This window comes from Pseudomonas sp. GD03858, from assembly GCF_029840925.1.
Lineage (GTDB): Bacteria > Pseudomonadota > Gammaproteobacteria > Pseudomonadales > Pseudomonadaceae > Aquipseudomonas.
In genome coordinates this window covers 1-9058 of record NZ_JAOCDM010000157.1, presented here as the reverse complement: position 1 = coordinate 9058, position 9058 = coordinate 1, and the positions used below count along the sequence as shown (strand labels likewise).

General features: G+C 63.8%; 7 protein-coding genes. 2 read left to right on the top strand and 5 right to left on the bottom strand.

Annotation, left to right across the window (positions count from 1 at the left end; genetic code table 11):
* Positions 1 to 54: 54 nt before the first annotated feature.
* On the bottom strand, positions 55 to 1380 hold the full coding sequence (aceA, locus tag N5D48_RS24670; RefSeq protein WP_050706488.1) for an isocitrate lyase: 1326 nt from the start codon (positions 1378 to 1380) through the stop codon (positions 55 to 57).
* A 494-nt stretch (positions 1381 to 1874) separates the two neighbouring features.
* Entirely contained in the window at positions 1875 to 2609 is a 735-nt protein-coding gene (locus N5D48_RS24665; protein WP_279888651.1) for a secretin N-terminal domain-containing protein, read from the bottom strand.
* Between the two features lie 256 nt (positions 2610 to 2865).
* On the opposite strand from N5D48_RS24665, the gene N5D48_RS24660 reads away from it, so the two are divergent.
* Positions 2866 to 4308, top strand: a complete 1443-nt coding sequence (locus N5D48_RS24660) for a SulP family inorganic anion transporter (protein WP_279888649.1) — start codon at positions 2866 to 2868, stop codon at positions 4306 to 4308.
* Between the two features lie 109 nt (positions 4309 to 4417).
* Here the strand turns inward: N5D48_RS24660 and fusA are convergent, their stop codons facing one another.
* Complete coding sequence (fusA, locus tag N5D48_RS24655; protein WP_279888647.1) at positions 4418 to 6532, bottom strand: elongation factor G; 2115 nt, start codon at positions 6530 to 6532, stop codon at positions 4418 to 4420.
* Between the two features lie 68 nt (positions 6533 to 6600).
* Complete coding sequence (locus tag N5D48_RS24650; RefSeq protein ID WP_279888645.1) at positions 6601 to 7029, bottom strand: hypothetical protein; 429 nt, start codon at positions 7027 to 7029, stop codon at positions 6601 to 6603.
* 232 nt (positions 7030 to 7261) lie between these two features.
* On the opposite strand from N5D48_RS24650, the gene N5D48_RS24645 reads away from it, so the two are divergent.
* Positions 7262 to 7564 carry a hypothetical protein gene (locus tag N5D48_RS24645; protein ID WP_062359438.1) on the top strand — a complete coding sequence of 101 codons (303 nt, stop codon included), beginning with the start codon at positions 7262 to 7264 and terminating at the stop codon, positions 7562 to 7564.
* A 3-nt stretch (positions 7565 to 7567) separates the two neighbouring features.
* On the opposite strand, the gene N5D48_RS24640 is transcribed toward N5D48_RS24645, so the two are convergent.
* Positions 7568 to 8812 carry an aspartate aminotransferase family protein gene (locus N5D48_RS24640; RefSeq protein ID WP_279888643.1) on the bottom strand — a complete coding sequence of 415 codons (1245 nt, stop codon included), beginning with the start codon at positions 8810 to 8812 and terminating at the stop codon, positions 7568 to 7570.
* Positions 8813 to 9058: the final 246 nt, after the last annotated feature.

The following is a 9058-nucleotide window of genomic DNA, read 5'->3' as shown; positions in this document are numbered from 1 at the left end:
AAGAAGGCCCGGGATCCTCGCGAATCCCGGGCCTTGCTCAACAGCTCACTGCACTCAGTGGAACTGCTCTTCCTCGGTCGAGCCGGTCAGTGCGGTCACCGACGAGGCGCCACCCTGGATCACGGTGGTCATGTCGTCGAAGTAGCCGGTACCGACTTCCTGCTGGTGCGCGACGAAGGTGTAGCCTTTGCTGGCGTCGGCGAATTCCTGCTCCTGCAGCTTGACGTAGGCGGTCATGTCGTTGCGGGCGTAGTCGTGCGCCAGGTTGAACATGCCGTGCCACATGTTGTGGATGCCGGCCAGGGTGATGAACTGGTGCTTGTAGCCCATGGCCGACAGCTCGCGCTGGAACTTGGCGATGGTGGCGTCGTCCAGGTTCTTCTTCCAGTTGAACGAAGGCGAGCAGTTGTACGACAGGATCTGGTCCGGGTATTCCTTCTTGATCGCCTCGGCGAAGCGGCGGGCTTCTTCCAGGTCCGGCTTGGCGGTTTCGCACCAGATCAGGTCGGCGTACGGGGCGTAGGCCAGGCCACGGGCAATGGCCTGGTCGAGGCCGGCGCGTACCTTGTAGAAGCCTTCACGGGTACGCTCGCCGATTACGAACGGCTGGTCGTACGGGTCGCAGTCGCTGGTCAGCAGGTCGGCGGCGTTGGCGTCGGTACGGGCCAGGATGATGGTTGGCACGCCCGAGACGTCAGCGGCCAGGCGCGCTGCAACCAGCTTCTGCACGGCTTCCTGGGTCGGGACCAGGACCTTGCCGCCCATGTGGCCGCATTTTTTCACCGAGGCCAGCTGGTCTTCGAAGTGCACGCCGGCGGCGCCTGCCTCGATCATGTTCTTCATCAGCTCGTAGGCGTTCAGCACGCCGCCGAAACCGGCTTCGGCGTCAGCCACGATCGGCGCGAAGTAGTCGATGTAGCCGTCGTCGCCCGGGTTCTTGCCAGCTTTCCACTGGATCTGGTCGGCGCGGCGGAAGGCGTTGTTGATGCGCTTGACCACGGTCGGTACCGAGTCGACCGGGTACAGCGACTGGTCGGGGTACATCGACTCGGCCGAGTTGTTGTCGGCGGCAACCTGCCAGCCGGACAGGTAGATGGCCTGGATGCCAGCCTTTACCTGCTGCACTGCCTGGCCGCCGGTCAGGGCGCCCATGCAGTTGACGAAATCTTTTTCTGGGCGGAAGGACGGGTGGGCACCTTCGGTGACCAGCTTCCACAGTTTTTCTGCGCCTTGGCGAGCAAAGGTGTGCTCTGGCTGCAGCGAGCCACGCAGGCGAACGACATCAGCGGCGGTGTAGGTACGGGTCACGCCTTTCCAGCGCGGGTTTTCGGCCCAGTCTTTCTCGAGGGCTGCAATTTGCTGTTCGCGTGTCAGTGCCATGGAAATAAACCTCGTCGCATCGATCTTGAGTGTAATTGTGCTGATGCTCGGATACGCAGATCAGAAGCCAGGCGGCTGTGCTGTCCGGGGGAGTGCGGCGGCGAACGCAGGAGGCTCGAAGGGGAAGGGTTGTGCAGGCCAGGCGAAGGTGTGCCCTGCAGGTCGGCTCGTGGTTGCCTTGCTGCGGTGCGACGCGATTGCCAGAACTGCGGTGATGCGCTTCCGTCCCTCGGGACAACTTCTTCGTTGCAGTCGCAATCCCGTCGAACCGCCTTGTGGGCCGTATGGACACGAGGTGCCTCCACGGTGGGAGGAGCGCACCTCGAAGACCCTTGCCAGGGCCTCTGATTAGCGGGAGCGAGGCCATCATGCCCTTGGCGAAAAGAGCCTGTCAAATGTTTTGTAGTGCTTTTTTATGCTTACTACATCTTTGGTCTAATGCGACTTGGCAGTCAGTTTCAAGGCCTTCGGTCGAGGCCTTGATTTGCCTGGTTTCAGTCCAGAAGGTCGACTTTGACACGCAATGTCATGTTTTCCCCGCGCTGGGTGCTGTAGCTGAGGCTTGACGCGCTGCGCTCGGACTGACTCTGCTGGTTGAAGCCGGCCAGGGTGATCCACTCGCCGAGCTTGCCGGTGACGGTCGTGTCGGTGCTCTGGACTTTCACTACATCGGCACGTTCCTGGCTCATTCGGTCGTTGTTCGTGCTTATTTGCAGGCGAACCGTATCGCCGCTCAGGCGTGGCGTGACATAGAAACCTTGGGTGACATTGCGGTACTCGGTGTTGCTCTGGATGCGTCCGTAACCGTCGGTGGCGGTGCTGGTGACCGGGATGCTCTGACCGACCTGGATCAGCGCCGGCTGGCCTTCGCTGGCCTGCACCTGTTGCAGGCCGCCTTCGCGGTTGGCGGTGCCGTAGCGAATGACGCGGGCGTTGCCGCGGTTGTCCTGGAAGTTGCTGTCGCTGTTGTCCACGCTGATCATCAGTCGCTTGGGCGCGGTGTCGAGCTGCTGCAGCAGGGCGCGCAGGTCGTCGATGCGTTCCTGGCTGGCGTTGACGATCAGCTTGTCCTCGAAGGTGCTGACGCTGCCGTCCTTGCCGAGGAACGACTGGGCGGCGGGCAGCAGTTCGGCGCTGGCGCGGTGTTGCAGGGGGATGACCTCGGTGGCGGCCTGGGCGGCGAGGCTGGCGGCCAGCAGCAGGGAGGCGAGCAGGGGGCGTAGCGGCATGTCCATGATCTCCGCAGGTGGAAGGGACATGATGGCAAATTTGCGTGCAACTTGCCGTGCGGATTGACGGTGGCTGCTATCAGACAAATTCCGTAACATCGCGCCCTCGATTTTCAGTCTCGCCCCCAAAAGGCAACGCATGTCCTGTGGGAGCGGGTTTACCCGCGAATGCGTCAGGGAATGCACCATCGCATTCGCGGGTAAACCCGCTCCCACAGGTAATGTGTGCTGCCATTGCTGTCTGTACAGGACCTTCATGAAACCCGCTCGCCTACGCGCCGACCTGCTCGCCGGTCTGACCACTTCCTTCGCCCTGGTGCCCGAGTGCATCGCTTTTGCCCTGGTGGCGCACCTCAATCCGCTGATGGGCCTGTACGGTGCCTTCATCATCTGCACCCTGACCGCGCTGTTTGGCGGCCGTCCGGGGATGATCTCCGGCGCCGCCGGCTCCATGGCGGTGGTGATCGTCGCCCTGGTGGTGCAGCACGGCGCGCAATACCTGCTGGCCACGGTGCTGCTGGGCGGGGTGGTGATGATCCTGTTCGGCGCGCTGCGTCTGGGCAAGCTGGTGCGGTTGGTGCCTTACCCGGTGATGCTCGGCTTCGTCAACGGCCTGGCGATCGTCATCGCCCTGGCGCAGCTGGAGCACTTCAAGGAGGGTGAGCACTGGCTCACTGGCACGCCGCTGTACCTGATGATCGGCCTGGTCGCGCTGACCATGCTGGTAGTCTACGTACTGCCCAAGCTCACCCGCGCAGTGCCGCCGGCATTGGTGGCGATCCTCGGTGTTGGCCTGCTGGTCTACTTGCTCGGCCTGCCGACCCGCACCTTGGGCGACATGGCCCATATCGCGGGTGGCCTGCCTGGCCTGGCGTTGCCCGACGTGCCGTGGAACCTCGAAACCCTGAAGATCATCGCACCCTATGCGCTGCTGATGGCCATGGTCGGTTTGCTGGAAACCCTGCTGACCCTCAACCTCACCGACGAGATCACCGAGAGCCGTGGCTACCCGGACCGCGAGTGCGTGGCCCTGGGCGCGGCCAACATGGTCTCGGGCCTGTGCGGCGGCATGGGCGGCTGCGCGATGATCGGCCAGACCGTGATCAACCTCAGCTCCAATGGCCGTGGGCGCCTGTCGGGCGTGGTGGCCGGGGTGATGATCCTGCTGTTCGTGCTGTTCCTGTCGCCGCTGATCGAGCGCATTCCGCTGGCGGCGCTGGTGGGGGTGATGTTCGTGGTGGCCCAGCAGACCTTCGCCTGGGCCTCCCTGCGGGTGCTGCACAAGGTGCCGGTGAGTGACGTGCTGGCGATCATTGCGGTGACCGTGGTCACGGTGTTCACCGACCTGGCCACTGCGGTGCTGTTCGGCATCGTCATCGCCGCGATCAATTTCGCCTGGCAGCACGCGCGGGAGCTGTATGCCGACAGTCACGAAGATGGGGATGGGGGCAAGCATTACCAGGTGCATGGCACGCTGTTCTTCGCCTCGACCACGCCGTTCCTGAACCAGTTCGATCCGGCCAATGACCCGGCCAAGGTCACCCTGGATTGCCAGCACCTGAGTTTTGTCGACTACTCGGCGGTGGCGGCGCTGAAGACCTTGCGCGAGCGTTATGCCAAGGCGGGCAAGCAGTTGCGGGTGGTGCACCTGTCGGAGCGCTGCAAGAAGCTGCTCAAGCGGGCGGGGGAGCAGCACTGACACGCAGCGCTGTCTGACCTGACGCATTCGCGGGTAAACCCGCTCCCACAGGGTTTCGCGATCCCTGTGGGAGCGGGTTTACCCGCGAATCGAGTGCGCAGCGCTCGCCTCATGACTCCCCGCGATTCTTCTTCACGATGGCATCGGCGATGCTCGCCGGTGCCTCGGCATAGCGAGTGAACTCCATCGAGAAGCTGGCCCGGCCCTGGGTCATCGAGCGCATCGAGGTGGCGTAGCCGAACATCTCGCCCAGTGGCACCTCGGCGCGGATCACCTTGCCGGCCGGGGTCTCGTCGCCATCCTGGATCATTCCTCGGCGTCGGCTCAGGTCGCCGAGGATATCGCCCTGGTACTCCTCGGGCGTGACCACCTCGACCTTCATCACCGGTTCGAGCAGCACCGCGCCGCCTTTCTGCGACAACTGCTTGGTGGCCATCGACGCGGCGATCTTGTAGGCCATCTCGTTGGAGTCGACATCGTGGTACGAGCCGTCGTACACCGCCGCCTTCAGGTTGATCAGCGGATAGCCGGCGAGCACGCCGTTCTTCATCTGCTCTTCGATGCCTTTCTGGATGGCCGGGATGTACTCCCGTGGCACCACGCCGCCGACGATTTCGTTGACGAACTCCAGGCCTTCCTTGCCTTCATCGCCCGGGGCGAAGCGGATCCAGCAATGCCCGTACTGGCCACGACCGCCGGACTGGCGCACGAAGCGCCCTTCGATTTCGCAGGTGTTGCGGATCTTCTCGCGGTAAGCCACCTGCGGCTTGCCGATATTGGCCTCGACGTTGAACTCGCGGCGCATGCGGTCGACGATGATGTCCAGGTGCAGCTCGCCCATGCCGGAGATGATGGTCTGGCCGGTCTCCTCGTCGGTCTTGACCCGGAACGACGGGTCTTCCTGCGCCAGCTTGCCCAGGGCGATGCCCATCTTCTCCTGGTCGCCCTTGGTCCTGGGCTCCACCGCCACCGAGATCACCGGGTCGGGGAAATCCATGCGCTCGAGGATGATCGGCTTGTCCATGTCGCACAGGGTGTCACCGGTGGTCACGTCTTTCATGCCGATCAGCGCGGCGATGTCGCCGGCGCACACATCCTTGATCTCGGCGCGCTGGTTGGCGTGCATCTGCACCATGCGGCCGATGCGCTCCTTCTTGCCCTTGACCGAATTGAGCACGGCATTGCCGGAGCTGAGCACGCCGGAGTACACCCGGGCGAAGGTCAGGGTGCCGACGAACGGGTCGGTGGCGATTTTGAAGGCCAGGGCCGAGAACGGTTCCTTGTCGTCGGCGTGGCGTTCCAGGTGTTTTTCCTCGTCGTCAGGGTCGGTGCCCTTGATCGCCGGGATCTCGCTGGGGGCGGGCAGGTAGTCGATCACCGCGTCGAGCATCAGCGGCACGCCCTTGTTCTTGAACGACGAGCCGAGGATGGTCGGCACGATCTCGTTGGCGATGGTGCGCTGGCGCAGGGCGGCCTTGATTTCCTCGGTGGTGAACTCCTCGCCCTCGAGGAATTTCAGGGTCAGCTCTTCGCTGGCATCCGCCGCCGCCTCGATCATATGGGCCCGCCATTCGTCGGCCAGATCCTGCAGTTCGGTCGGGATCTCTTCCTCGCGGTAGCTGGTGCCCTGGTCGGCCTCGTTCCAGTAGATGGCCTTCATCTTCACCAGGTCGATCTGGCCGATGAAGTTCTCCTCGCTGCCGATGGCCAGCTGGATCGGCACCGGATGGTGCCCCAGGCGTTGGTCGATCTGCTTCACCACCCGCAGGAAGTCGGCGCCCTGGCGGTCCATCTTGTTGATATAGGCCAGGCGCGGCACATGGTACTTGTTGGCCTGGCGCCACACGGTCTCGGACTGCGGCTCGACGCCGTCGGCGCCGCTGAACACCACCACCGCGCCATCGAGCACGCGCAGCGAGCGCTCCACCTCGATGGTGAAGTCGACGTGGCCGGGGGTGTCGATGATGTTGAAGCGGTACTTGTGGGGGAACTGCTGGGTCGAGCCCTGCCAGAAGGCCGTGGTGGCCGCCGAGGTGATGGTGATGCCGCGTTCCTGTTCCTGGGCCATCCAGTCCATGGTCGCGGCGCCGTCGTGGACCTCGCCCATCTTGTGGTTGACCCCGGTATAGAACAGGATCCGCTCGGTGGTGGTGGTCTTGCCGGCATCCACGTGGGCAACGATACCGATGTTGCGGTACAGCTCGATGGGGGTCGTGCGGGCCATGGTCGGGTCACCTGTGGGCGAGGATTCTCCCAAGGTAGCAGAGCGGGAGAATCCTGCCGGGGCGACCGTCAGTCGGCGAGCACCTGCAACTGCCATTGACCGTCGCTTTCACGGGCCAGGCCGCTGGCCGGCAGCAAGGCCAGCAGGCGTTCATGCAGGGCGGACTCGGTGAACGACTTGAGGGTGGTCATGTCCAGTGCGCCGACGGTGACCAGCTCGGCCTTGGTATAGGACAGCCAGGCTTTCTTCAGCACCAGCAGCACGTCGCTGCCTGCGGTATTGGCGAAGCACCGGTGCAGGGTACGGCCTTCCAGTTCGAAACTGTGGCGGTGCTCGTAACCGTCCTCTGCGCCATTGCCCTCGGCGCAGCGGTGGCAGCGGCAGGGGCCCTCGCCGAAGGCGTTGCGCAGGTAGCTGTTGAAGTCCACGACGGGCTTGAGGGTCAGGCGTTTGTCGACCTCGAACAGGTCGGCGATCAGGGGTTGTTCGGCGCTCACTCGGTATCCTCGCGTGGTGTGGCGTGCATCGGCGGGCACCCTAACAGATCGGGCCCTTCAGATCACCTTTTGCAGGCCTGGCCTCTTCGCGGGTAAACCCGCTCCCACAGGCAATGTGAAAATCCCTGTGGGAGCGGGTTTACCCGCGAAGAGGCCAATAGAGACAACAAGGGCCGCCTGCCGTACTCTTACGCGCCAGCAATCCAACCCTTCAAAACCGAGGTAACCCCGCTTGAGCACCAAGTACCCCTACACCGCCACCGTGACCATCAGCGCCGAAGACCGTGGGGGCGATACCGAGGCCTCGGAGAACACCAACATGCGCGTGGGCCTTGAGGCGGTGACTGAGGTGCTGAAGAAAGTGCATTTCGTCGGTACGCTCGGGGCGCCGGAGAAAGGCGCCACGCACATCTGCGTCACCTTGGAGAACGGCCTCAGCTACTACGGCCCGATCGTCAACGGTCACGCCGAACTCGAAGGCGGCTGGATTGCCTTCGAATGTGACATGCCCACCCCCGAAGAGCTGGGCCTGTAAGCCTCAGCCCAGTTCCGCCAGGCACTGCTCGAGGATATCCAGCCCTTTTTCGAGCACCTCGGTCTCGATGGTCAGTGGTGCCAGCAGGCGGATGATGTGCCGTGCCTTGCCGCTAGGCATGAGCAGCAGGCCTTTGGCCCGCGCCGTTTCCAGCACCCTGGCCAGCAGCGCCGGTGCTGGGCTGCCGTCGGCGCTGACGAACTCGATACCGCGCATGGCACCCACACCGGTCAGGCGACCGATGAACGGGTACAAGGCTGTCCAGCGCTGCGCGCGACGGACGATGGCCTGCTCTTGACGCTCCCCCCAGTTGGCGATGTTTTCGTCCGTCATCTGCGCCAGGCTGGCCAGGGCCGCCGCGCAGGCGATCGGATTGCCGGAGTAGGTGCCGCCCAGGCCGCCCTTGGGCAGCGCGTCCATGATTTCCCGGCGACCAACCACCGCCCCCAATGGCATGCCCCCGGCAATGCTCTTGGCCAGCAACAGCAGGTCCGGCTCGATCGCCAGCCGTGGGAACGCGAAGCGCTGCCCGGTGCGCCCGAAGCCGGACTGGATTTCGTCGATGATGATCAGGATTCCGCGTTCGTCGCAGAATCGCCGCAATGCCTGGGCAAAGGTTGGGTCTAGGGCGAGAAAGCCGCCTTCGCCTTGCACCGGCTCGAAGATGAACGCCGCCACGTCCTCCACAGCCAGTTCGACGCTGAACAAGCGGTCCATGGCCTGCAGCGCCTGTTCGCAGCTCACCCCAGTGTCCGCGCTGGGGTAGGGCAGGTGGTAGACCGGGCCGGGCAGCTCGCCCACGCGCTGCTTGTACGGGGCGACCTTGCCATTGAGGTTGAGGGTGGCCAGGGTGCGGCCGTGGAAGCCGCCGTCGAAGGCGACGATGGCGCGCTTGCCGGTGGCGGCGCGGGCGACCTTGAGTGCGTTTTCCGCGGCCTCCGCGCCACTGTTGGTGAGCATGCCCGTCAAGGGGTAGCTGAGCGGGACGAACTGGCGCAGGCGCTCCATCAATTCCAGGTACGGACCGTGGGGCGCGGCGTTGAAGGCATAGTGGGTCAGGCGCTCGGCCTGCTGCTGGATGGCCTCGACCACCGCCGGGTTGCAATGGCCCAGGTTGAGCACGCCGATACCGCCGACGAAGTCGATGTAACGCTTGCCAGTGGTGTCCCAGACTTCGGCGTTACGGCCATGGGAAAGTGTGATCGGGTGAACGATGGCGATGGACTGGCTGATACTTTCCTGATTCATCTACACGCGGCCTGTTGTTCGGTTCGAGCCATATCCAAGCGTGCCGTCGATAGCGTCCGCAAACGAATTATTGGATTGCAATTATTCCTTTAATTCTTGAAGTTGGTTTTTCGTAGGCAAGTGAGGGCCATTCCTTTCAAGGTGTCCGCCGACAGAGGTGTTTCGCCTATCAGATCGAGCGCCGCCCGCGCGGCGCATCGCGACGCAAGGCCGCTCCTACATTTGTTGCAACGTGCCGAACCTGTC